Here is a 24,642-nt window from a genome sequence, read left to right on the forward strand (position 1 = left end):
ATAGGGCCGATGCACTCTGAGCAGGCCGGGCTAGGCCTGAGCCATGGCGTTTAACACTGCTGTGCCGTCTAAAATTAGCTGGGGCTGGTCGGCGCTATCGACACAACATCCCCGCAGAAAGGGCAGCAGACCGGGCTCAACAGGAATTGACTGGCCTGAAAACGCCGCTGATAAGGGCTGTAGGGCGGGGACTGGGTAGGCCACCATAGCCTCCACGGCGTTGACCACTAAACCCAGGGTGGCGGTTTGCTCGTCTGTAGGCTGGCTGGGCCTGTAGGGAGGCTTGATCACCACCACCGTGTGGCGGGTGGCGGCTTCGGCCTGGTTGTACCAAGGCGTAAATCCTAAAAAATGGCCCAGATCAGCGACCCATAACATCTCGCCTCGCCAGTTGTAGAGGCCCATGACCCAGGGGGCCATCTGAAACATGGGCACAACCTGGCCAATGGACAGTTTCATGATTTCGACCAGATTGGCCCCCGGTAGCAGCAGGGGCAGACCGCCGTTGACGATGACCTTTAAGAACTGCTCTTCAGGTGGTGCTCCAGGCGAGGTGGTGTCTTGCAGCGGGGGGATGAGGTTGTCGGTAGGCGTTGCGGTCTCGGAATTCATTGCGCTTGGCTCCTTAAGCATTGACCAGTTGATTGACGGCCTGCATCAGCTCGTCTTGGTCAATAGGTTTGGCCAGATAGGCATCGGCTCCCTGCTTTAAGCCCCAGAACTTGTCCATTTCGGTGCCTTTGGTGGAGCACATGATTACGGGCACCTGCTTGGTGTTGGTGTCTTCTTTGAGTTCGCGACAAATTTCAAAGCCGCTGCGATCGGGCAGCACCACGTCGAGAATGATCAGATCAAAGCGGTGGCTTTTGATCTGATCAAAGGCTTCCTCAGCGCTTTTGGCGGTGAGGACGGTAATGCCGCGATCGCGTAGGCAGAGCGTGAGAATTTCTTTGTCGGTGAGGCTGTCTTCAACAATTAGAACTTTGCTCATGAATACACCTGAGGTAGGGAGAATTGTGGCGGAAATGGGGAAGACGGGGGTTAGATGCGGATGGGGGCGAGGTGTTTGCGAATGACGGAGAGAATCACGATGGGCTCCATGGGTTTACTTAAGAAATCGGTGGCTCCTAGCAACCGGGCACGCACCTGATCGACCAAGCCGTCGTTGCCGCTGAGAATGACGATAGGAACGTCTTTAAAGCGAGATATTTTGCGCAGATTGCTGCAAATTTCGTAGCCGTTGGTGTCGGGCATCACCAGGTCTAAAAACACCAGGTCTGGCTTTTGAGCCAGCAGGGTCGGTATGGCTCTCGAGCCTTCAGTAATCGCTAAAAAGTCATGCCCTGCTGACCGAATCACCTGTCCCATGGCTTTGCAGACTAGGGGGCTGTCGTCAACGCAGGCGATTTTGAGGGCCGCTTTGGGGGCTGCCCCATTACCCATAGGCGGGTCTAGCCCCTCTAGGGGTGGAAAGTCAGCCACCTCCACCAAGCTGATCCATCCCGACTGAATGTAGGGCTGTAGAGCTTGGGTAAGGTTCAGCACGTCTTGGCCCAGCTTGACCGCCAGGTCGCGCAGGCTGCGCTGACCGTCGAGCAGCTGCATGAGCGATTCGTAGACGCGGGGTGAAACCGCAGCCCTAATTGGCTCGGGATGCTGAATTACTGGCGCTAAGTTGGGTGAGTAGGCTTCTAGCCCAGCCTCTAGCCAGGCATCCCAAAGGTCGGTCACCGAGGTCAGTAGTTGGGCCTCGTCTACATAGACCGGTATCTGGCCAGGGGCTAGGGGCGGCTGCCGGGCTAGCTGATACTGGGTTTCGCGGGCTTGCACCACGTCAAACAAGATGTCGGCCACAATATTGGTGCTGATAGCTTGCAGCGCTTTGCTCGAGAGCTGCCCCTCACTCAGCCAGCGCTGAAGCAGCTGGTAATCCCAGTCGTGGGGCCAGCTAGAACGGGGGGCAGCCGCCGAAGATGCTTGCAGTGCTTGGTAGCTCAGCTCAGGGCTGGGTAGCCGGGCCTGGGCTTGGCGGTACCACTGCCGCATTGGGTGCACTCCGCCCCTGCCATAGACCAGCTGCCCCCGGTCAAAAAATAGAGTCCACTGGTGACCTTCGGGAACAGACCAAGTGATCTGCCCACTAAAGCTGAGCCGCTTCAAGACAGGAAAGATTTGCAGTTTTTTAACTCGCAAATAATTAGATAAAGGCTTGGAGTACTGCACCGATCTGCCACTCATGTTATGTTCCTTGCCGTAGCCTGCATTTTGGCCGCCATATTGAATGACGACTGGGTTTGCATAATCCCGAGCCAAAATCTGCAGAGAATAAACTATTCATTGAAACTCTTTTTATGCTTATAATTTTTGTCAGTAAAAATTTATTTGTCCAGCAGAGATAGCAGTTAAAAACTCAAGATTTATTTGGGAAATTCTAGCTGCATAAATTTTTTATAATGCTTCTGAAGCTACTAAGAACTATCCCAGGAATTGCTCTATAAATCAACTCGATGGGTTGTAAATCTGAGAATTTTAGAAAATTCTTGAGTAATGTCAAGATAATATTATTTCGGTTGAAAATTTCCGGTTGTCTATTCTAAAGAAGTAGGGAGTCAATATCTAACAAGAATAAAGGTGGATCGGTTTCATTTAAATTGATTAGAGTATTGAAGCCTCGTAGATGATTCATCATCAAATAAGTGGCGGGCACCGGGCTAAAAGCTGATTGGCGCGCTCGCTTGAGACTAGGCACACCGTCTATGCGCAGCCCCAAAAGCCCGAAATGCGGTGATTCGACCACCAAAATAGATTGGCTGGAGTCGCTCTGCACCACTGGTTTAGGGACAGTTGAGCCGGGCAGCAGCGGTGCAGAGCAATAGATGCGATCGGCCACATCCATAATCGGAACATTCTCTTGGTTTAGCTGGGTCAACATCAGACCCTGGGCTGGCCCATTGGATATGGGAATCACCCGCCGGGCCAGGGGCAGGGGCAGGCAAAACCAGTTGTGGCGTAGCTGAAAGGCAATTAGCCTTAGGGTGGGTTCTTGGGCAGGAAGACGGCGGTAACGGGTGAGGGCAGAAGTCATAGGGAGAGAGGCAGTGAAGGGGGGAGGGGGAAAAGTTTGAATTTTGAGTTTTGAATTTAATTCCTTAAACCCAAAACTAAGAACTCAAAACTAAGAACTGCGCTAGGACACCAGGGCGGGTTGAATCATGTTTTCGAGGGTTTTAAGCAGAGTTTGCTCGTTGTAAGGCTTGGTAAAGTAGGCAGCAGCCCCTAGATTCATGGCAAGTTGGCGATGCTTTTGACTGCTGCGGGAGGTGAGCATGGCGACAGGTAGATCCTCATGCTCTGTTTCGGCTTTGAGCCGGGCCAAAAAGCCGTAGCCGTCGAGGCGGGGCATTTCTACATCGCAGATTACGGCTTCGACCGCTAGACCAGCGGTGAGCTTGTCGAGGGCGTCTTGACCATCTTTGGCCTGGGCTACCTGGTAGCCCGCTTTTTCGAGGGTAAGGGCGAGTAGGCGGCGCACATTGATCGAGTCGTCGACTAGTAGCACAGTGGGCTTGCGGGCGGCGGTGCTGGTTTCATAGCCGGGGCCGCTAGTGAGGTAGGCCTGCATCGGGGTGTCGTCCAGGTTGGCGGCACCGGCGGCTTCGCAGCTGGCGATCCAGTAGAGGAGCTCGGCGGTGTTGATCAGAGGCACTACCTGGCCGTCGCCCATGATGGTGCAGCTGTTGAAGCCCTTGGGCATGGGCAGGTTGCCAACCACTCGGCGTAGGGCAACCTCTTGCTCGCCCCACGATCGCTCTACCTGAAGCCCCACCAGTTTCTGATTGGCGCGCACCAGCATAACTGTGGGGGTAGAGATGGCGGGGGCGGTTTCGGGGCTTTCGATCACCGCAGGGCAGTTGAAGTGCAGCCAGTCAGCCAGTCGCACCAGCTGCACCAGCTCACCATTCCACTCAAAGCTTTCTCGACCGGCCGTGGCCAGGACGTACTCAGCGGGCAGGGCAAAAATTTCTTCGATCGCATCTACCGGAAAGGCCATGCGCATGCCCTTGCTCTCGGTAATCAGCACCCGCGTCACCGACAGGGTGAAGGGGATGGAGATGATGAAGGTAGTGCCCGCGCCCAGCTCGGTGTTGACCTGAATGTCGCCGCGAATTTCCTTGAGCTTGCTGCGCACGACATCCATGCCGATGCCCCGCCCGGAGAGGTCGGTGACGGTTTTAGCGGTGCTAAAGCCGGGCTCAAAGATCAGAGACAGCAGCTCCTGGGTGCTGGCGGCGGCCAGTAACCCGTCGTCGAGGCCCATCTGGCGGGCGCGATCGCGGATTTTTTCTACCGCAATGCCGCCGCCGTCGTCGCTGATGGTGATCACGGTGCGGCTGCTCTGCTGCTGGGCGCTAATGGCGATCGTGCCGACGGCGGGTTTGCCTCGCTGCTGGCGAGTTTCAGCATCCTCGATGCCGTGGTCAAAGCAGTTGCGGATGATGTGCATCAGCGGCTCTTGCAGGGCCTCAAGCACGTTGCGATCGACCAGGGTGCGATCGCCTTTGAGCTTCAGCTCCACCGGCTTGTTGTACTGCAACGACATCTGCCGCAGAGAGCGGGGATAGCGGTCAAAAATATCCGCCAGGGGCCGCATGCGCAGCTGGGTGAGATTCTTTTGCAGCTGGCGGGAGGTTTTGCGTAGGGTGTGGGTGGTTTGTTCAGTGCCGTCGAGCGATAGCTCAATATCGGCCCCCACCTCTTGCAGCTGAATAATCGTTTCGATGATTTCGCGAAAGGGCAGGTGCAGATCGCGGTAATGGTCGAGTTCGAGCACATCAAACTGCGATTGCAGAGCCAAATCGGCACTTGGGGACACCAGCGCTATGTTCTGTAGGCTGGACGCGGTGGGCAGCCGTGGTGTCGAGGTATCTTGGGTGGCGACGCGATCGTAGGCGGCGCGCAGGTCGCTATTCACCTGATCGAGGGTGCGCATGCGAGTTTGTAGGGTGCCCACCAGTCCCCGCAGGCGACTGACCTCTAGCTCGAGCCGGTGGCGCTCGATGGTGAGTTCACCAAACAGGTCGCTGAGCTGGTTGATCTGCTTGACGGGCACGCGCACGGTGCTGTCGCTGTCGACCTCATCGGGGTTGGGGGCTGAGCTGCTGGTGGCGGCCGTTCCTGGAATATTGGCCCCCTGGGCGGCAGCGGTGTCTGCAAAGTCGAACCCGGCCCGGCCCCCTGACTCTGACCAAGAGGCAGCAACATCATCGGTGATGTCGGCTTCGAGGTAGTCGGGCTGCAAAGCTGAGTCATCGCCCAGGGGCCAGACAGGGGCAGTAATGTCGCCATCCTCCAGATGGGGAATGATATCGCCAGGGATGTCGACAATGGGAATGGTCTCGAAGGTAGCGCCTGCGATCGCCATCTGGGTCGGAATTTCGTCTAAATGGCCGGTCAGCACCAGGGCCTGGGCGCGTCGCCACACCGCAAGGGCCTCCTGCACAACCATCACCAAATCGTCCTCAGTGACTAGGGTGACCTGGGTTGCCACCGACTGACACAGGCTGACAAAAGCCTCTAGCTGAAGCATTTCCCCCAGCCCGCCCAGCTCTTGGGCAAGAATTTGAACCTCTTCTCGCAGGCAGGGCGACTGCTCGCTCAGTACCCCCTCCAGCCGTTGGAGGCAGCCCTCCACCTCGCTTTGAAAGAGCAGCGGAATTACGTCCTGGCCGTCTTCGGGAGACAGCATGGAGTAGGCGTCTTCCTCCACCGGATCGCCCAGGCGATCGTGGAGCCGCTCAAATATGGGGGCGGCATGGTGCTCAAGCCATCGCTCATCGACGGGAGATTGGTGGCCCTGACTGAGGCACTGGCGCTGACCCACCATTACCTGGCCGAGGCAATCGACCGCCCCCAGCAGCAGTTGCTCTAGGTCGGCATCGATGTCGATCTTGCCTCGCTGCACCTTTAGCACCTTGAGGCTGTCTTCGAGGTAGTGAGCTAGATCGCTGAGCAGCTGAAACCCCATTAGAGCCGCTCCCCCCTTAATAGAGTGGGCCGCCCGGAGAGCTTCGTTGATGGTGCTAGCTTCAAAAGTTTGGGTTAGCCCCATCAGGTGGGTGCCTAGGGTCTCAAGGTATTCTTGCGCTTCGTCGAGAAACTGAAGCCGAATTTCAAGTTCCTTTGCGTCGGACATGGTTGGGGTTGGGGTTAGGGAGTGGATGGGTGGGGAGCGGATGGGTGGGAAGTGGGGGAGTGGATGGGTGGGGAGTGGGGAGTGAATGGGTGGGGTAGAAGCTATTGGCTTATCCACCCCATAACCCATCCACCCCATAACCCATCCACCCATCTACTCCTCGCCCGTCTTAAAGGTGCCGACGGTGGCCTGGAGCGATCGCGCCACATCCACGGTTTCTCGCAGGGAAGTGGAGATCTCCAGGGAGGACTGGGAGGTGCGGGTGGATTCGGCGGCGATCGCCTGCATGAGCTCGGTGACGCTCTCTGAGATTTCTACCTGGGAGACGGTGGCGTCAGAGATAGAGCGCACCAGGGTGTCGATCTGCTGGGAAACATCGAGAATGCGGCCCAGGCTCTGCTTGGCGTTTTCGACCAGGCGGGTACCGGCGACCACCTCGGTGGTGCTTTGGTCCATGGCGTCGACCACCTCGGCGGTTTCGCGCTGGATGGTTTCAACAATGCGCTCGATTTCCTTGGTGGCTTCGGCGGAGCGGGCGGCCAGTTCACCAACTTCTTCGGCGACCACCGCAAAACCCTGGCCCTCTTCGCCGGCGCGGGCGGCCTCGATGCCGGCGTTGATGGCCAGCAGGTTGGTCTGCATGGCGATCTGGTTAATCAGCGACACCGCCTTCGAGATCTGCTGCGACGATTCGCCCAGGCGCTTCACTTTTTTGGAGGTTTCGCCAATAATTTCTCGCAGGGTGAGGATGTTTTGCACGGTCAAATCCATCGCCTGGCCGCTGGTTTCGGCGGTGGTAGAGGCGCTGTTGGCGACCACGGCGGCCTGCTGAGCACTGCGGGCCACCTGCTGAATGGAGGCGGTCATGGCTTCGACGGAGGCTAGGGTTTGGGTGACGTCATCGGCCTGGCGCAGGGCCTCGGTGGCCAGGGTCTGAATGGCCCCCTCGTTTTCGCCCAGGGAGGCGTTGACCTGCTCGGTGGAGCTTTTCACCTTGGTCACAATCTGCCGCAGGCTTTCCACAATGGAGTTAAAGAAGTCGGCGACGGTGCCGATCTCTCCGGCGGTAACGTCGGCGCGCACGGTGAGGTCGCCGCGGGAGGCGCCCTCAACCTCGCTGAGCAGCTCAAGCAGCTGCATTTGCAGGGCTTCTTGCTTCTGGCGGCGTTCTTCAGAGAGGGTTTCGGTCTGTATGTAGAGGCGCGATTGCTCTAGGGCAAAGCCCAACTGAGTGGCCACCTGACGAAAGAAGTTTACCTCCATGTCATCCCATTGGCGGGGGCCGCTGCACTGGTGGGCAATCAGCAGCGCCACCAGCTCTTCGTTCACCAGAATGGGGGCGACCAAGTTGGCCTTGACGTTGTACTGCTCGAGCTGGCGCAGGTGGCACTCGGTCAGCCCAGCCTCGGCCAGGTTGGCCACCGCCTGCACTCGGCCCTGACGGTACTGTTCAATATATTTCTCTTTAAAGCAGGGGTCGTAGACCTTGTCTTCGAGGGCGGCAGGCCACCCCTGACCCACCGACTCAGCTACAAAGGTGCCCCTCCAGGTGTCGTCAAACTGGTACACACTCACGCGATCGGTTTGCAGAGCCCGGCGGGTTTCAGTGACGGCGGCGCGGAAGATGCGCTCCTGGTCGAGGCTTTCGCGCATGAGGGAGACGATTTCGGTAATCTGGCGCTCGCGGGTGGCGGTGAGCTCCTGCTGCCTCAAAAGGTAGGCCTGGCTGAGGGCGTAGCCGATCTGTACGGCGACTTGCTGGAGCAGCTCGACCTCGTCGGGGGGCCAGTGGCGGGGGCGATCGCACTGGTGCACGCACAGCAGGCCAATCAGCTCATCCCCGACCAGCAGGGGCGCTACCATATTGGCCATCACCTCTAGCCTTTCAAGCATGTCGCCGTACTCGCGGGACACCTCGGCTTCCTTGCGGTTGGTGACGGTCGTTACCCGTCCGGCTTCGTAGTGCTCCAGGACATCGTCGGTGAATGGATTTTGCAGGGTTTGCCCAAGGCCTCGTTTCCAACCGCGGCCGATGGCTTCGGCGGTGATGTTGCCCCCTTGGAAGTTGGGTTGGAAGCGGTAGACTATCACCCGATCGACTTCGAGCACCTCCCGCAGCCCCTCGACGGCGGTGCTGAGAATGGTCTGCTCGTTGAGCGATTGGCGAATGCGGTCAGTTAGGTCGGCCAGCAGCCGAGCCCGAGCGGCGGCGAGCTGTTCCTGCTGGCCCTGGCGGCGCAGCACATCTTCTGAGGCGGTGATGTTTTCAGCCAGTTGGTTAAAAGTGTGGGCCACCTGACCCACTTCGTCGGTGGCGTAGACATCAGCGCGGGCCTGGCGATCGCCCATGCCAAACTTCCAGGTGGCCTGCTGAAGATTTTGCAGCGGGCGCAAAATGGAGCGGCCTAGCAGAGCGGCAATTCCTACGTTGGCGGCTAGGGCGGCTAGGGCAATCAGCATTTGCAGCCGCAGACTGTTGCCAATCATGGCATTAAGGCCTGCTTCGGAGGTGCCGCGCACCATTACCGCAACCGGCTCGCCGCTAAAGTCTTCGACGGCGCGGGCGGCCAGGGTATAGGTGGTGCCGTTGATGCGATCGCGGCGAGTCACTTCCTCTCCAGGGCGAGCGGCGGCCTGCTCAACCAGAGCTAAGGAGTCGAGGGGCACGTTAGCGGCAGCCTGGTCAATCTCGGGCCTGTCGCCGGTGTAAAGGCCGGTGGCGATCTCAAAGCCCTCTTCGCCCCGCTGGTAAATGGCGCTGTAGCCGTTGCTAAAGGGCGCAATCGACTCCTTAGGAATGGCATCTTTGCCGTTGACAATATCGCCGGAAACCAGCGCCCCTACCACCTGCCCCGAGGCCGGGTCGCTAACGGGGGTAACGGTATAGCGAATCAGCGCGTCTTGGTCGGTGAAGCCCGCTGGCAGGGGAGGGGCCTCGTTGCGCAGCTCTTCCCAACTGACGATGGCGCTGGTTTTGATCTGGCGGGGGTTTTGCAGCACCGTCCCTACTAGGCCGCTGGGGTCAAACTGCTGGCCCCGGCGATCGCGGTTGGCGTTGGCAATAATTCTCCCGTCGTTGCCCACCAGGGTGGCGTACTCAATGTTGCGGGCCTTGATCTCGTTTTTAAGAATTTGCTGCACCGAGGCGATCGCGCTTGACGGCACGGCTTCGCCGCGGGCGTAGGCCGCCGTCGCATCGACAATGGCGCGGTTGTCAGACTGGCCCCGAAAGCCAAGCTCCATCTGATTAATTTTGATGTTGTACTCAATATCGGTAACCGCCAGCTCGGCCTTGGCCTGGTTGATCAGCTGACTGCGCCCGCCAGAAATAATCAGCAGCGACCCCACCCCCACCAGGCCCAGCACCGAAATCGCCTCGGAGGTAAACAGGCCCGCCATTTGCTTTTGGCGCACGCTCAAATTGCTGAACCACTGCACCCAGCTAAACTGCGATCGCTGGGTAATTTTGATACCGTTTTTAGCGTCTGAGCCGTAGACCACCCCGCGATACGTCAACCCCTTAGGGTGGCTGCCTGTGGGGTCTAGGCCATTGGCCTTGCCGTTCATCGGCTCAGGATCTTCAGCCGCGTCAGTAGGCGTGTAGGGTCGAAAATCTGTGGTCATGGGTTCAACTACCTTATGAATGAGCTGGGTTGGTATGCGAAACGGGGCTGCCCGGCAGGCGTAAGGCCAGCCCCAGGGGCAGCGTGAGAAAGATGCTGTGATGGCAGGGAGAGAAGGCAGCCTGAGCCTAGAAAGCTAGCGCTGAGCGGGTAAAACGGGCTAAAGCGCCTGCAACGCCGGGGCGCGCAGCAGGGCTTCGCCATCTAGCCCCAGCAGCACTTCGCCCTCTTGCAGCACGCAGCCCCGCAGAAAGGGCACCAGCCCCGGCGGCACATGGGTGGGGGCCGGCTGCATATGCTGGGGCGGCAGACTGAGAATGCCGTCGATTTGGCTCACCCGCAACCCCAGGGCCACGGTTCCTAGCTGCATGAGCACGAGGTTGTACTGCTGCGAGTTGGGGTAGGCCGTGGGCAAGCCCAGCAGCAGGGCTAAGTCAACCACCCACAGTACCCGGCTGCGGCGGTTGATCAGCCCCAAGAGGGCAGGGGGCATGTTGGGCATGGGGGTAATGCGGGCGGCGGGGGTGGCGATCGCCTCCTGCACTTGGCGAGTGGGCAGCAGGGCTGGCTGGGTGCCCAGGGTAAAGCGCAGATAGCTGTGGGTCAGCGGCGTGAGCGCTTGGGTTGCCAGACCACCCTCGCCCGACGACTGGGGCCGGGCTAGCGATAGGTTGCTCATCGGTTCACCTTGATCACGGTGAGCACGGCCTGCACCAGCTGCTCGCGGGTGTAGGGCTTGGTGAGATAAATATCGGCCCCCTGGCGCATGCCCCAAAGCCGGTCGATGTCTTGGTTTTTAGAGGTGCAGAGCACAATGGGTACGTGGGCGGTGGCGGGCTGTTTTTTGAGGCTGCGGCACAGCTCAAAACCGCTCATGCCCGGCATGACTACGTCGCTAACAATGACATCGGGGGAATGCTGGGCGGCCTTCTCTAGAGCCTCTTGCGCTGTAATGGCGCAGATCACGGTACAGCCGCTGTCGCGGAGGTAGTGCACCATCAGCTCCATTTCAGATGGGGTATCTTCAACCACCAAAATGGTGCCTGCTAGAGTCGCTTGCATAATCGTTTACCTAAATAGTGAATAGATTGCTGCTACTGCTTTGGGCTGTTGCCTGAAAAAGCCGATCTAAATCGCTTGAGCAGGCCTAGCTGTAGAAATATTTAACGATTGCCAGGGGCTAGCTCAGGCTAGAAAAAGCTGCAAAGGCGATCGAAAACTCTAAAAATAAAGCTCAAAAATTCAATCTAATTCAAATACTTAAAAATGAACTTAAGTAGATCGGATTGATTAAAGGGCTTGGTCAAATAGCCCGAGGCCCGCACCAGTTTTGCTTTGGCGCGATCGATAAATCCAGTGTTACTCGTCACCATAATGATGGGAGTATTTTTGAAGTCTGGATGACGACGCAGTAGCGAGCAAAGCTCATAGCCATCTAGACTGGGCATGGTGACATCGAGCAAAATCAAATCGGGCTTGGTTCTAATCACCTGCATCAGCGCTTTGACGGGGTCGTCGATCATAATGACCGAGAAAATTTTGTCGTCTAAAAAGCTGTTGATGGCCTGAAGCACTGTAGGGCTATCATCGATGCAGGCAATAGTGTAATGGGCTTTAGCGCCTGGTTTCATGCCCCCCGTCTGTAGACTAGGGCCACTAGCGGTTACCGCAGGGGCGGCCGCAGTTGCCGTCGCGCTTTCCCTACGAGAGTAGCCACCATTGAGTTGGCTCAAGCCGTTACGGCGCTGTTTGAGACGGGCATAGCATTCTTCTACCGTGGTGCGCAGGTTGAGCTGGCAGTAGCGAGGGGCGTTGCCCAAACTGTTGCCCTCGACTAATTCATAGCTGCCTTGGCGCACGTCTAAAAAAGCTTCTAGCACTTCTTTAGATAGCGTTTCGACCAGGGTTGATGCTTGATTGGGATGTAGGTGCTGCTGCTCAACTAACCAGCAAATAGCTTGATAATCGGCGGTAGCTGTGGTGGCCTGTTGCTCAAAGAGGAGTCGCACCTGCACGCGCACTGCGCTCACCAAAGACGGCACCTGCACGCTTAGCCGCCGCAGGTGGCTGTCGAGTCGCTCAAAAGCCCGTTCGACGGTAGAAACATAGGTGAGCTGTCCTTGGTCTAGGTGCAATAGCCAGGTGTTAGTTGGTGTGACGACTTGAAGACAGCCGGTTGCCTGGCGACTACTCACCTGGGCTAACAGGCTAAGGGGGTGCAATTGAGTAGAAGAAGACGGTGGCATGGGAGCGGGGTTCAAGAGCGATGGTTGCATAGCAGTTCACGACAGAGACAGGGGAATGCACAGTGGATGGTAGATAAAATCGGCGGCTCACCGTGCGCCACCCGCAGGGGCACCGCAGCGCTATAGCACGCTAGATGACGATGCTTTTGATATAGGACAACGATAGTAATGCCGCCAAAAGACTTTGGGTTGCTCTAACTCATCAGATGATTAACCAGTAGCCACAGCTAGAGCGATCGCTTAGCTAGCAGAACCCAATCTTGGGCAACGGCAACAAGATGATTCGTACACAATGGCTGTGGGTAAATACTGATGAAAAGCTTAGGGCTTAACCCTAGTGAGCCATTCTCAAAAGAACGACTGACTTAACAGCGAGTTTTGAAGCGGTAGATGCGGTAGTGAGAATGGTTAGAAGTAAATGGCTCTGACCTGATCTGAGGGCTAGACAGGAAGCCAAATCATTAAAACCTTGGTGCTTAAATGAGACAAGTAGAAGCTGTTTGAAAAGTGATCGATAGTCAGGAATGAAGCGCTAAACCGTTACTTGCATAATCTAATAATAACAGGTTGGTTAATTAAAATTATAAAAAATAAGTGAACACTAGATAAGCAGTTTGGCCTGCTGTAAAGCGGTAGTGAAGGTTTAATTAAACCCATTCTCTAAGCTGGTTGAACTTTAAAGTGATCAACTCAAACTACAAATAATTCTGAATCAAGCTCTCCTAGTCGCAGATTAATGTTCAGAGAGAACTTAATTTGACAAAAACACCGAATGATTAATAACTGACCTAAGAGCGGCTTGGATAAGGCCAATTAACCTTCGGTTGTTTTAGGCATCAAGCTCTTGCAAAGACGCCCTGCCTTGCTGCACTGTAACCCAGTACATTGCCTGAGATGAGGGGCTAGGTTAGCGATCGCAGCAATGTCTGAATCTTGCGCCTCTGCTGGGTGGCCAGCGCCGTGGGAAAGGTCAATTCCAGCACCAGCCGCGCCTCCACGCCGTTGAGGTTGGGCAGTTCGATCGCCTGGGCCACCTGGGCGACGATGCTTTGGGCTATGGGCAGCTCACTATTGGGCAAAAACAGCAGCCCCACGGTAGGGAAGGTTTCGAGCAGGGTGGCGCGATCGAGTTCTGAGACATTCTGCACCTCAAGACGCAGGTCGCGACTGCCGATTTCGACCACGCGGGCCAAATAGCTGTCGCCGTGCCAGCCTTCCCAGGCCAGCTCCACCGGAGCCTGCACCTGCTTGCGCATTTTTTGGCCGGTGGCCGGTTGCAGGTCGGTGAATACGCGCCAGAGAGTGGTGGCGATAAATTGCAGCGATCGCAGCGGCTTATCTACCTGTTGGCGGGTCTGCGAGTACCATTCCTTCACGTCAGAAAACAGCACTAGGGTGAGATCGTCGGCTTGGCTGGGGCTGATGTTGATGAAATCCATTGCCAGTTCTGTTTCTAGGCGGCTGGTGGCCGTAGCTCGCACAATTTGGGCTTCAAGCAGAGCGCGACCGTCGTAGTCGCCCACTAGCTCCACCCATACTTGGTCGGCCACGTTGGGCCATTCTTCGAGCTGCACCTGAACCCCGCTCTCGCTCACATTAATGGTTTTGCCCGTCCAGCTCTGACCATCGCTGTGGATGATGGCGGTGAGCTGCCGGGGCAGGCGGTGGGCGCGGCGCATTTGGGGTTGTTCGAGCGCCACCAGGCAGGCGGCCAGCACCAGCACCAGGTTAAAGCCGCACCAGAGGGCGTTGATCAGCACGGCCTGGGTATCTTCGGGGCTGAGCAGCAGCCAAAAGGGCACCGCCACCAGCGATGCCGCCGTTAACAATCCCAAAATCAATAGGTAGCGCACGCTGTTGGCGTCGAAGGTGCGCTGGTTGACCACTAGGCCCTTAGCCGTCACGTTAAAGCTGCCCAGCTTGGGGTTCACCAAGGCCAGCAGCGTCACAATGCCCGCCTGAAACGACATGGCAAACTCATAGATCTCATTCCAGAATGAAAACCGCACTCGCTTGTAGGGAATGTGGTTGGTCTGCATCGACAGCACGATGTGGGGCAGTGCGTAGAACAGGGTTTCAATCCCCAGCCCCTTCACTGAGTTGATGCTAAACAGCAAAAACAGCGTCGGAGCCAGGGCATACATCAGCCGGGGAAAGCCAAAGAAAAAGTGGGATGTGGCGCTGAAATAGCAGACTCGCTGAGCCAGCGACAGCTGAAGGCGGCGGTTAAACAGCGGATTTTCTAGCCTCAAAATCTGGGCCATGCCCCGCGCCCACCGCACCTGCTGCCCCACATAGGCTGAGAATTTTTCGGGCGCTAGCCCTGCCACCATAATCTTGTCGTAGTAGATGGTGCGGTAGCCAAGGGAGTGCAACCGCAGGGCGGTGTGGCAGTCTTCGGTAACGGTTTCGGTGGCAATGCCGCCCACCTCTAGCAGGTGGTTGCGCCGCACCACTGCCGCCGAACCGCAAAAAAAGGCGGCATTCCAGGCGTCGTTGCCTTTTTGCAGCACCTTGTAGAACAGTTCGTTGCCCACGGGCACCTGACCCTGGGTGAGCAGGTTGCGCTCAAAGGGGTCGGGGTTGTAGAACCAGTGGGGCGTCTGCACCAGGGCCACCGTTTTATCTAAAAAGAAGCCTACGGTTTCTTGCAAAAAGCCCCGCACCGGAATGTGGTCGCAGTCCAGAATCAGCACTAGATCGCCTGTGGTGCGCTCTAGCGCGGTGTTGATGTTGCCCGCCTTGGCGTGGTCGTTGTTGTCGCGAACGAGCAGCTTAGCCCCTAGTTCATCGCAAATTGCCTGAAGCTCCTGCCGCCGCTCGGGGTACTTGCGGCCGTCATCCAGCACGTAGACCTGCTTTTTCTCAGTTGGGTAGTCGATCGCCATCGCCGCCACCACGGTTTTGCGTACAATCTCTACCTCCTCGTTATAGGTAGGAATGTAGACATCCACCGTCGGCCACTGGGTTTGGGGTACAGGGGCGAGGTCTACAGCGGTGCGATCGCGCAGCCGTAGCGTCTGAAAATATGACAAAAACAGCGTCCCTAGAGCATATAGCTCGGCCGCGTAAAGCAGCAGGGAGAAAACAGCATCCAGCGGCGTGTCGAAATTGAGGGTGTTGCAGGTGCGGTAGTAGAGATAGCGCAGAGTGGTGAGGCTGCTGAGGGTGACCATAAACAGGTGCAGCCGCTCGCGATCGCCGTTGCTATGGGCATGACCATCCTCCAAATGCAAAATGCTGTAGCCCAAAGCAATCAGCAGCACCGCTACAATCGCCTGCTGCCAAATAGCCGGGTGAGCTACCAGCAACGGCTTAGTTAACAACCCCAAACAGGCCAACAGCAGCAGCATTTGCCAGCGACTCAGGTGTTGGGTGAGTGCGTAGGTGCGATCGGGCAGGGTTTTGGTCAGCCAGTGGTGGAGGGGTGGGACGGGGGGGTGGAGCATGGGGAGTGGAGGGGTTGATGGGTAGGTGGGTAAGAGGGTGGATGGGTAGGCGGGTAGGTGGGTGGAGGATTATGTATGTGGGTGAGGGTTGGTCAGGTGTTGAGTCAACGGGATTGGTGAGAATCTCTAGGAGATTCACAAAGAGCTTTTCCCAAAAAAAGCTCCAAATTCTGCCCACTCATCCACCCATCTACTCATCCACTCGCCTACCCGCCCACCTCTTCACTCCCCACTCCGTCGCATGGCGGACTGCACGGCTCCGTAGAGCAGCAGCGATAGGGCCACGGTGGCAGGTACGATGAACATCCAGTTATGACGGGTGACTTGCCATAGCCAGGGGTAGGGGGTGGTGGTGGCGAGCTGCACCTGGGGCGACTGGCGCAGGGTGGCCAGGCGATAGTCGGCGCTGACGTAGGGGTCGGGGTTGGGCACTTGAGCGCTGACCAGCACAGTGTCGCCTTCTATTTGGTAGAAGAGGGGGTCGTGGCGCAGCAGGTCAGCGACCTGGGCCAAACCAACGTCGTCGCGGCCGCTGAGGGCCAGCACTACCCGCTGGGGATTCCAGGGCGAAATAACGGACTTCATTAGCCCTTCGCCGTCGGGAAGGGGTTGTACCTGGGTGTCGCCCCACTGGCGGGTGCCGCTGCCGCGCAGGGCAAAGCCTTCCTCGGTCAGCAACTCGGGCAGGGGAAAACGGGGGTGGGCACCGATCGCCACCAGATGCCGCTCATTGCGCGCCTCTTCGGGCAGGTCGGCTTGGCGATAGACGGCGAGCTGCACTGAGTCAGCTTGGCTGAGGCGGCCCAGGCGCTCGGCTAGCTCCAGCAGCACGGTGACATCATTATTGTTGGGAGCGTCGGGCAAGACAACCGCTGTGGTGGAAAGATCTTGCGGGGCGGTGAAGGGGTAGCCGGTTTTGAATAGATCTAGATCGGGCAGACTGGTGATGGCGCTGCGCTTGAGGCTAAAGCTGGTATCGCTGTGAATGGTGCCCCAGAGCTGCTGGTCGGTGACTCGGCTGCACGATCGCCGCTCACGAGGATCTAATCGGAAGTTGACCTGAAGCTTGGAGGTGGGGGTGATGCGATCGCCCGGCAGATCCACCTCTAGCGTGCGACGGTTGGCGCCTTTTACCTCGGTCAGCCGTTCGCCGGTAATCGATACCCCGTCTAGCTCCACATCCACCATGGAGGTGAGAGGGTTGATCTGGGGGCCATAGCTGTAGGAAAGGCGCATTTTGCTGCCTCGCAGCAGACGATCGTCGGGTAGCGCCTTGAAGCCGATTTCCATTGCTGGGGCATGGGAGCCGCGCACAGTCATCTCATTCAAAGGCTGGCGGGTGGGGGAGGTGAGATCTGTCAGCAAAAAGTCGTTCTCTTCGGGCAGGTAGCCGGGCCACTGGCGATCGGGGGGAGTGGGCACATCCCCAGCCTGGTTAACTACAACCCCATGGCCGGTAGCAATCTGCTGATTTTGGGGCTGCACCAGATATTGCACCGCCTTGGCCACACCTGCCTCGCCGTTGCCGGTAATCACCAACACTGGAGAAAAATCATCCACTGCTGTCGACCACATCAGCAGGCCAGATTCGTCAGGTAAGGGCTTGCCTGCGTCATCGACAAATTTGCCGTTTTTAAGGGCAAAGGGCAGGGTTAAATCGGCCAAGCCGGGCTGCTGAGCGGGAGTTCCTAAAACTACAAGCCGTTCTTCGGCGGCTAAATCCTTCAGGTTCTTGACCAGGCGGGTGTCGAGGGGGCGGTAGTGGGCGGTGCGGCCGAGGTAAGTTTGCAGCCGCGCTGTGGCTGTCAGCCAGGCGCTGTTGGTAGCGGTCGGTTGCAGGTAGGCGATTTGGTTGGTTTGCAGGCTCAGCGTGTCAAACAGCGGGTAAGGGAACTGGCTAAAGTCTGGCGTCACTGCCTGGGGCGCATAGTTAAACACCAGTTTGGAGTCGGGCAGCACCTCAGTCCACAGCGAGGGATCGAAGGGGTCTTGGGTGCAGGTGGGGGAGTTGTTTTGCAGGGCGGCGAGAATTAGCTCGTTGTCGTCTTGCAGCAGGTCGGCGGGTACTTCCATCACCGCATCGCCAATTTTGCCCATGGGTTGGTTGAGGGGCAGACTACCAATGCTGGTGCCGTTGATCAACACTGTGAGGTTAGAGCGAGTGGCATAGAGGGCGGCAGAATGGCGGTAGCGCAGCAGCACCTTGACCGACTCGGCCTGCCAGTTGCGGGGGCGGGTGAAGTGCAGCCGCTGCTCGTCGTAAATGCCGTTAAAGCGGAGGCGGTTGCCCACCACCGGGCTGCGGTTAAATTCCAACACGTACTGGCCAGGTTTAGCGGGGGCAATTACCGGGGCCGCAGGCAAGCTGGTTGGTAGGGCGATTTCGGCTAGGGCGGGAGTCTTTGCGGTGGGAGCAGTATCCTGGGCCAGCAGCGGTTGCCCGGTAATTAGCAGCAGGGTGATGAGGTAGAGGGCTAGGCGGCGGCGGGCCAAAGGGGAGAGGGCGCGGAGAGAGGGGAGGAAGGGCATGGGAGGGGAGAGGTGGGTAGGTAGGTGATGTGGGTGGGTAAGCGACGGGAAAGTGAGGCAGCGGTAATAGTTGACGTTTTTTGCGGTTGATTAGGGACTGCAGGTGCCGCTAGTGGTTTTGAGGCGATCGGGAGAAATTTCCAAGGGCAGCAGGCCAAACCAGGCGAGGTTTTGGGTGTAGTAGGCGGTATCGCTATCCCAAAAGCCGTCTTTGTAAGTTGGCTGCAGCTTTTGACGCAGAATTTCGGCGGCGATCGCGGGGTCTACCCGGGTCAGGGCTAGGTAAACCAAGGCATAGTGGGCGGTCGATTCGTAGCTGGTTTCAGCACTGCCATCGAGGGTGAGGCGGGCGGGCAGGCGGCCATTTTGCTGCCAACGGCGAATCAGTTCGGGAGTACGAGCCTCTAGGTAGGCCTGGGCGCGGGGTTCGTTAAACCAGGCGGCATCTTGAGCAATGCGCCACCAAACCCGGAATGCATCGAAGCTGTAGCGGCTTTGCAACGGGTAGTCGAGGGGGAGCTGGCGGTAGGTGTCGCTGGTTGGGTTGTAGGCAATCCAGTCGGGGGGCAGGCCAGTGGCAGAAAACTCCGACAGGTCATCGAGCATGGTGTAGCCGCTGTCGATTAGGCTGGCCCAGTCGTGATCGCGATCGACCTCAGCAAACAGACGAAAGCTGGCGGGGGCAAAATACGATGGGTTGAGAATGACCTGGTCGGGCTCCAGGCTAAAGGCGTCGGCAGGACCGGGAATGAGTTGGCGGGTGCCGTCAGGTAGCTCCACCGTGCCGTGTTCCCAGATGTCGGTCAGCAAGGCGCGGGCGTCGTCGAGATATTGAGGGCACGACCAGCGGCGAGCGGCTAAGATCAGCGCGGTGGCGGCGTCGATGTCGGCGTCGGTGGCAAAGTTGGCATCCAATGTGCCCCAGGAGCTGTCTGGGCGCTGGCCCCATTTCCAGGCCCAAAGCAGGTCGGTTGGCTCGCCCGCTTCATCCAGGCGAGCGAGGTTGCTTTTGGCCCAGGCGTAGGTGCGATCGAAAGTGACAGGGTCGTTGATGGCAACGGCCCGCAGCATGGCGTAGGCTTGGCCTTCTGAAACGGTGCGATCGCTGTCTTCCCGGTCAATGACACGGCCATCGTCCTGAATAAACCGGCTGCGGTAGGCTTGCCAGCTTTCAATCAGCAGGTCGTTTTGGGGGCTCGGGACAGGCAGATTTAGGGCTACTTCCCCAGTGTTGAGGCAAGCGCAGGCGGCGGTTTGAATGGTGCAGCTGGGCGCGGCGGCTACTAGCACCAGAGCCAGGGGCAGGATCGTCAGCAGCATACGGGTTTGCGTACGCCGCAGGTTGAAAAGTCGCATCATGGTAGTCGCCGGGGAGGGTGGGTGAGTGGGAGGGTGGATGAGTGGATGGGTTTTAGTAGCGCTCCCAGCTGGGTTGAAAGCCGCGGCGGCGGAGCAGGTCAAATTCCACGTCCTGGGTGCGTTGCTCTAGATTGATGAGGGCCGCGTCGGGGGGGAGCTGTCGCAGTTGTTCTAGGGCCGCGAGTTTTTGGTCGTCGGCGATGTTGAGTTCTGCGATCGCGTACCGAGCCTCCCAGTAGTCAGGATCCAGCGCTAGCACCCGGTTATAGAGGGCGCGAGCGGTGGGCAAATTGCCCTGCTGAAACTGCACCCCAGCTAGAGCCGCCAAGGCACCGAGATTCTCAGGCTCACGCTCTAGCACCTGCTGGTAGGCGGTGGCGGCGAGGGGGAGATTTCCCTGGCTCTGGGCTAGCTCGCCCTGGAAGAAGTACACCGTGAGGTCGTCGGAGTTGGCGGCAATCAGCGAGTCCAGCTCGACCTGGGCCTGGGTGGGATTGGTTTGGGCCAACAGCTCGATGGTTCGCCACCGTAGCCAGAGATCGTCGGGCTGCTGGGTGAGTAAGGTTTGGTAGAGGTCGGCGCGGCTGCGATCGGCCGGGAGAGCACCGGCCAACTCAAACAGCTCCGGGGGTGGGTTGTTTAGATTTTGGGAGGCTAGCCAGCTGTCCAACGTTTCAGCGGCGACGGTGGAGGTGATTTGCCCAGTGCGGTAGGCCAACAGGGCGTAGCCGAGGGGATAGTTGGGGTTGGTAGGATTGGCTGCGATCGCCTCTAAATACACCGGCAGCGCGGCCTCGGGCTGGCCTTGCAGAGTGCGCACAAAGGCTAACCCCCTCAGAGCATCGGCGGTGGTCTGCGAATTGGGCTGAGCGGCAATTACAGCCTCGTAGCGACGGGCGCTAGCCTCCAAATCCCCCAGCTGTCGTTCTAGGTCAGCAACCAGCAGTTCTGTACCCCAGTCGCCCTGCCCTGCATTGGTGGCGCTGTAGGTGGTGAGGGCATCGCGGGCCGCTTGCAAATTGCCTTGAGCAAGGTGAATTTGGGCGATGCGATAGGTCAGCAGCGGCGCGTCCACCGCTGCCGCCACGGCTTCGTAAACGGGCAGCAGGGCCGGATCAGGGTTGTCCAAACGCACCAAGGCGGTGGTAATGGCTCGCTGCTCCGGCGCTGAGCCGGGCATGGGAGAGAGCAGCGGCCAAATTTGCTCGGCCACTGTGGCGGCACTTTCGTTCCCCAAGCTGTAGGCTAGCAGGCGCGCTTTCACCATCAGGCTGGCGGTGTCAGGGTTTTCCACGGCCAGTTGCTCAAACATGGTCAGGGCCAGAGGCTCGGTGTCGGGCCACTCGCTGAGCACGTCGGCCACCTCAACCCGCAGGCCGTAGCTGGGGGCCGTGGTCGCGTCCAACGCCTGTTGGTAGAGCACGGTGGATTGTTCAAACAGGGCAGGGTCGAGCTGGCGGCGACCGATCGCACTATAGGCACGGGCCAGTGCCAGCCGAGTGTCAGCCTTGCCCACCAGCGGGGTCAATAATTCCAGCGCTTTAGTAGTTTGACCACTGGAATCGTAAGCATTGGCCAGGCCGGTGCGAATGCTGAGAGAAAGGGCATCGGTGCGGTCAGGCTCTCTCAGTTCAGGTTCGAGCAGGGCGATCGCCCCCGCCGCATTGCCCGTCTCTTGCAGGGTTAGTGCGTAGGCCGTTAACGCCTCTACGGGCAATTCCCCTGTTTGTCGGTAGCGGTCAAACAGAGCTAGAGCACCGTCATAGTCGCCGCTAAAGCTATAGATCTGTGCTGCCCCCAACAGCGTTTGGGGAGACGGATTCCGACTTAGGAGCAGATCATAATCGGCCAGAGATTCAGAAAAGCGCCCCTGGTAGCCGTAGAGTAAGGCTCGCTGGCTAAGGGCCTCAAGATTGCCAGGATTCTGGGCCAGCAGTCGGGTTAGGGCGTTAATTCCCTCAGCTTGCCACTCGGGCCGGTAGCCGCCCAGCTCGCCTAGGGCTTCCAAGGCTTTGGAATTGTCAGGACTGACTTGCAGCACTGCCTGATAAGCGGCCCAAGCCTCGGCATCACGGCCTGCTCGCTGATAGGCGATCGCCAGCCCCAGCCGTGCCTCCGCAGAATTTGGCTGCTGGCGTAGGGCCGTTTGAAAGGCGGCGATCGCATCATTCACCCAGCCGCGATCGAGCAGAGTGTAGCCTTCGCTCACCTGGGGCGATCGCTGGGCTAGGGCAGCGGGGCTGACGGCAATCTCTAGACCAAGGACAAGGGCTCCTATTAATAGAGAATTTCGCGCTAGGAAAAGTCCTCTAGGGATCCCTCCAGTTTCTTTAGGTAGAGAATCCTCCTTCAAGCCCCCATGGGAAAAGGGGGAGGATTTGACGTTGTCCAGTTGCTTATGGGGGATAATTTTCATTCTGCTGCCCTCCGCAGGGGATTCCACATCAGGTCGTAGCGCATCCGAAAGCCGAGGTAGGTTTCGCTAAAGGCGTTGCGCTGCTGCACACTCACCCCGGCTCGTAGGTTGTCGATAACTTGGGCGTCGTAAAACAGCTCCCACACGTCGGGAGTGGGGCCGCCGCTGGCCTGGCGTAGATCGCTGTTAGAGAGCTGGCGACCATAGCCTAGACCCAGGCGATCGCCCGGCATAAACACATCCAGCCCGTTGACGCCGAGGCTATAGGTCTGGCCACTGGCCCCCAGGGTTTGGTTTGTGTACCAGCCATAGCGACCAAAAAAGCCCAGCTTGAGACCGGGGATAAAGGCCTCGGCGTTGAAACCAAAGCCAGTCTCGCGATCGCCTGGCCGTGCACCAAACTCACCGTTGCCTCGGTCAAACGAGCCGATTTCTCCAAAGCCATCGCTCTGGCCTGCATCGGTCGAGGTCACGTAGGTGCCCCGCACAATGGCGTTGCCCATCCGCACCCCCACTTCACCAGCGAACGAGTCGAGGGCAAAGCTGCCCAAGTCGCGGCTCGACGAAAAAGTAGTGGCGGTCAGCGACACCGCATCCACTGGGGTCCAGTTCACCAGGGCACCGGGGCGCGAGGCCACGTTCACCGTGCTCAGGGCCGGGTTGGTTTGAAACACCGGGTTAAAGAAATGGGTTAGTGAGTCTTTGGCAAAGCTGTTGCGATCGAGGTACGAGGTCAAATCCATCAGCCCCACCGTGAACCGCAGTTCGGGCAGGTTAGCGGGCGAGGCCGTTAGATACAGCTCACTCAGGCTGAGGCCGGTTTGGTCGGTGTTAGAAAAGGCCTGTCCAGTGCTGAGGTCTACCGTGGCTCCAGCAAACACCGAGGGGCTGAGCACATAAATGCCCCCCACCCGCAGGCGGGCCGAGCCTTCGCTCCCCTGCTGTAAATAGGCTGCCTGGGCAAATACTTCAGAGCGCTCCGCTGGTTCGACCGTTTGGGCGACACTCTGCTCCGGCTGAGTTGGGATATCGGCTACAAGAGGTGTAGCTGGGAAGGCTGATGCCGGTTCGGTTTGAGCAGCGATCGGTAGCTGACTCGGAACCGAGCTTTCTTCAGGAGGCGTGGCAGCCTCAGGGATCTCTTCTTCTGGCGCGTCAGCTTCGCTAACCTGGGTTTGGGGCATTCCCTGGGCCAGCACCACCGCAGAGCTGCTCTTGTCCGTCGCTGGTTTGGGCAGAGGCAAAAAACCGTCGCCAGTTGGCAACCAACGCTCGCCGTTAAAAGCAGGGTCTACCGCAGACACACTGTCTCCACTATTTGTAGGCAATGTACCGGTAGGTGCACTGTCTACAAATGCGCTGTCGTTAGACAAATTGTCTGTAGGAAAACTGTCTGCTGCTAAATCACTCTCAGGTAACTCGCTCCCCAAAGCCGTGGGAGGCAATCCCAAGAGTGCAGTTGCCAGCACAATACCAGTTGCCGCGCTAGGGTTCAGCACATATCGCAGCGCTAACCAAGCACCTATAGAACGCTCCATATGATACTCAAAATAATTGGGTGAAAATAAGCGCGAAAGATATATCTGGCTTGCTAAGTAGCCAAATTAAAGAGATAAATTGAATTCGTTAATTGATTGTCAATATTAGGCAAGATAATGCCAGCTGATATCCTCACGCTTTAGTTCTTGCAAACCAACGTGATTTAGATTTCAGAAAACATTGACTCTCTAAGACCAGCAATTAGGTCTTATGCTTCAACCATCAAATTTGTTGGCTGAATCAGTATTAGAGATAACGGTTTGAAAACGATAAGAAAGTGATGTACTCATAGCTGGGAGCAAAAGCTGAGAATCAAGCTCAGGCATCTAATGATGAGAATAACGATGTCGGGACGATTTCAGCTCAGGTGCGATCGAACTCAGGTATTAGCGCTAACTCCTCCTACAGATAGTTTTTTCGTCATCAGGATGAAATACCGAAAAAGTTCTGAGCCTCTGGTCTTCTGTGTGGAGTTGCAAAAGGCCTTCTCTAGAGATTGATGGTAGAGGTGCACTGTGGTTGCATGGGCTTTAGATAGATTGTTCCTCACCGTCGGTCAATGATTATTTCACGGCTAAGAAGAATTGGGTTGCTGGTAGTTATCCTGGTAGCCTGCGCGGGGTGTCAAACGGCTCTGCTGCCCGCCTCGCCCCCCGTGCCGGAGGCTACGACGCTCACCCTTGAGGCTACGGCTCAGGGCAATGGAAAGTTTGCCCTCGTCGGCACCACGAACCTACCCAACGATACTCAACTGACGGCGATCGCCCTGCGCCATTTGCTACCTCAACGCAATACCCCTGGCGATCGCCCCCTCTATTCAGTGCTCGACTACCAGCCCGTCACCGTTGCTAATGGTCAGTGGTCGGCCCAGCTCAACCTCTGGCAAGTTGTCGCCGATGGCCGCTATCAAGAACCCTGGCAGGCCCAGGCCGATGCCCTTGACCTAGCCGCTCAACCCAGCGAAACTGTGCAATTTGCCATTGTGTTAGGCCCCCACCATTTGGGTGCAGCTCTCAACGGCAAGCTAGCTCAAAACGGGCAGCAACGACTGGCAAATGTGCTGCGAGTAACCTCCGGTGGAGAACCGTTTTTGTGGGCCGATCAAGTGCTGGCGGTGGCTCTGCCCAGCGGGCAAACTACTCCCCCCGCAGACCTGCTAGCCCGCACCAATGAGGGCTGGGGCGATCGCTACCTGCTAGTGCCAGAACCACCGCTGCCCTACACCCTCACCCCCGCAGACGAGCGCCAAACTACCGCCCCCCTGAGTCCAGACGAACTGCTGCGCTAA

Annotated in this window: 15 protein-coding genes; 1 reads left to right on the forward strand and 14 read right to left on the reverse strand. The window is 58.0% G+C overall.

Annotated elements, in window-relative coordinates:
- Positions 1–30 precede the first annotated feature (30 nt).
- From H6F59_RS03820 to H6F59_RS03885, 14 genes are all read right to left on the reverse strand, one after another.
- Complete coding sequence (locus H6F59_RS03820) at positions 31–612, reverse strand: chemotaxis protein CheW (RefSeq protein ID WP_190695336.1); 582 nt, start codon at positions 610–612, stop codon at positions 31–33.
- Positions 613–625: 13 nt separating this feature from the next.
- Complete coding sequence (locus H6F59_RS03825) at positions 626–991, reverse strand: response regulator transcription factor (protein WP_190521645.1); 366 nt, start codon at positions 989–991, stop codon at positions 626–628.
- Between the two features lie 50 nt (positions 992–1,041).
- The gene (locus tag H6F59_RS03830; RefSeq protein ID WP_190695339.1) at positions 1,042–2,238 is read right to left on the reverse strand and encodes a response regulator; all 1,197 of its coding nucleotides are present in this window, start codon (positions 2,236–2,238) and stop codon (positions 1,042–1,044) included.
- A gap of 355 nt (positions 2,239–2,593) precedes the next feature.
- A complete protein-coding gene (locus H6F59_RS03835) occupies positions 2,594–3,085 on the reverse strand; it encodes a hypothetical protein (protein WP_190695344.1) in 492 nt (163 codons plus the stop codon).
- A gap of 102 nt (positions 3,086–3,187) precedes the next feature.
- Positions 3,188–6,193 (reverse strand): hybrid sensor histidine kinase/response regulator, encoded by a 3,006-nt coding sequence (locus H6F59_RS03840; RefSeq protein ID WP_190695347.1) that lies wholly within the window; start codon positions 6,191–6,193, stop codon positions 3,188–3,190.
- A gap of 153 nt (positions 6,194–6,346) precedes the next feature.
- Positions 6,347–9,817, reverse strand: a complete 3,471-nt coding sequence (locus tag H6F59_RS25980) for a GAF domain-containing protein (protein ID WP_199325599.1) — start codon at positions 9,815–9,817, stop codon at positions 6,347–6,349.
- A 159-nt stretch (positions 9,818–9,976) separates the two neighbouring features.
- Positions 9,977–10,495, reverse strand: a complete 519-nt coding sequence (locus tag H6F59_RS03850) for a chemotaxis protein CheW (protein WP_190695350.1) — start codon at positions 10,493–10,495, stop codon at positions 9,977–9,979.
- Positions 10,492–10,878, reverse strand: coding sequence for a response regulator transcription factor (locus H6F59_RS03855; RefSeq protein WP_190695353.1), 387 nt, complete (start codon positions 10,876–10,878; stop codon positions 10,492–10,494). The genes H6F59_RS03850 and H6F59_RS03855 overlap by 4 nt, the downstream gene beginning before the upstream one ends.
- A gap of 185 nt (positions 10,879–11,063) precedes the next feature.
- Entirely contained in the window at positions 11,064–12,062 is a 999-nt protein-coding gene (locus H6F59_RS03860) for a response regulator (RefSeq protein WP_190695356.1), read from the reverse strand.
- Between the two features lie 902 nt (positions 12,063–12,964).
- Positions 12,965–15,511, reverse strand: a complete 2,547-nt coding sequence (bcsA, locus tag H6F59_RS03865; protein ID WP_190695360.1) for a UDP-forming cellulose synthase catalytic subunit — start codon at positions 15,509–15,511, stop codon at positions 12,965–12,967.
- Positions 15,512–15,733: 222 nt separating this feature from the next.
- On the reverse strand, positions 15,734–18,040 hold the full coding sequence (locus tag H6F59_RS03870; protein ID WP_190695361.1) for a cellulose biosynthesis cyclic di-GMP-binding regulatory protein BcsB: 2,307 nt from the start codon (positions 18,038–18,040) through the stop codon (positions 15,734–15,736).
- 90 nt (positions 18,041–18,130) lie between these two features.
- Positions 18,131–19,399, reverse strand: coding sequence for a glycosyl hydrolase family 8 (locus H6F59_RS03875; RefSeq protein ID WP_199325601.1), 1,269 nt, complete (start codon positions 19,397–19,399; stop codon positions 18,131–18,133).
- Between the two features lie 52 nt (positions 19,400–19,451).
- Positions 19,452–21,815 (reverse strand): tetratricopeptide repeat protein, encoded by a 2,364-nt coding sequence (locus H6F59_RS03880; RefSeq protein ID WP_190695365.1) that lies wholly within the window; start codon positions 21,813–21,815, stop codon positions 19,452–19,454.
- Positions 21,812–23,119: a porin gene (locus H6F59_RS03885; RefSeq protein ID WP_190695368.1), complete on the reverse strand. Its 1,308-nt coding sequence runs from the start codon at positions 23,117–23,119 to the stop codon at positions 21,812–21,814. The genes H6F59_RS03880 and H6F59_RS03885 overlap by 4 nt, the downstream gene beginning before the upstream one ends.
- 824 nt (positions 23,120–23,943) lie before the next feature.
- Here H6F59_RS03885 and H6F59_RS03890 point away from each other — a divergent pair.
- Positions 23,944–24,642, forward strand: coding sequence for a hypothetical protein (locus tag H6F59_RS03890; RefSeq protein WP_190695371.1), 699 nt, complete (start codon positions 23,944–23,946; stop codon positions 24,640–24,642).

The sequence above is a fragment of the Nodosilinea sp. FACHB-141 genome (genome assembly GCF_014696135.1).
Taxonomy (GTDB): domain Bacteria; phylum Cyanobacteriota; class Cyanobacteriia; order Phormidesmidales; family Phormidesmidaceae; genus Nodosilinea.